Annotated in this window: 1 protein-coding gene; it reads right to left on the bottom strand. The window is 74.2% G+C overall.

Features of this window, described 5'->3' with window-relative positions; genetic code table 11:
- A partial coding sequence (locus BG452_RS35925) for an S-methyl-5'-thioadenosine phosphorylase (protein WP_188308530.1) occupies window positions 1–810 on the bottom strand: 810 nt, incomplete at both ends.

Raw genomic sequence — 810 nt, 5'->3', positions numbered from 1 at the left:
CGGGCAGTCCCGCTCGGCGGGCAGGGCGTGCGGGCAGGGGCACTCCCGGAGCACGGGCAGGGCCTCCAGGGCCTTGAACAGCACCGTGCGCAGCCGGTCGACGTTGCCGGAGAAGACCTCCAGTACCTCGGTGTGGGTGACGCCGTCGCCGGTCTCGATGCCGGCGTCGTGGTCGGTGACCAGGGCCAGGGAGCTGTAGCAGAGGCCGAGTTCGCGGGCGAGGACGGCCTCGGGGTGGCCGGTCATGCCGACCACGGACCAGCCGTTGGCGGTGAACCAGCGGGATTCGGCGCGGGTGGAGAAGCGCGGGCCCTCGATCACCACCAGGGTGCCGCCGTCCACCGGCTCCCAGGCCGCCGAGCGCGCCGCCCCCAGCACCGCCCGCCGCCCGGCCGGGCAGTACGGGTCGGCCATCGACACGTGCACCACCCCGGGCAGCGAGCCGTCCGGCAGCGGCCGCCCGTCGTAGAAGGTCTGCACCCGCCCCGAAGTCCGGTCCACGAACTGGTCCGGCACCAGCAGCGTGCCCGGACCGTACTCCTCCCGCAACCCGCCCACCGCACACGGCCCCAACACCTGCCGCACCCCCAGCGAGTGCAACGCCCACAGGTTCGCCCGGTAGTTGATCCGGTGCGGCGGCACCCCGTGCCCACGCCCGTGCCGCGGCAGGAACGCCACCCGACGCCCGGCCACCTCCCCCACGAACACCGCATCGCTCGGCGGCCCGTACGGCGTCTCCACCCGCACCTCCACCACCTCCTCCAGCAACGCGTACAACCCCGAACCACCGATCACACCCAGCTCGGCCCG

This window comes from Streptomyces sp. CBMA123 (assembly GCF_014596465.1).
Classification (GTDB): Bacteria; Actinomycetota; Actinomycetes; order Streptomycetales; family Streptomycetaceae; genus Kitasatospora.
This window is presented reverse-complemented; position numbering and strand designations above follow the sequence as displayed.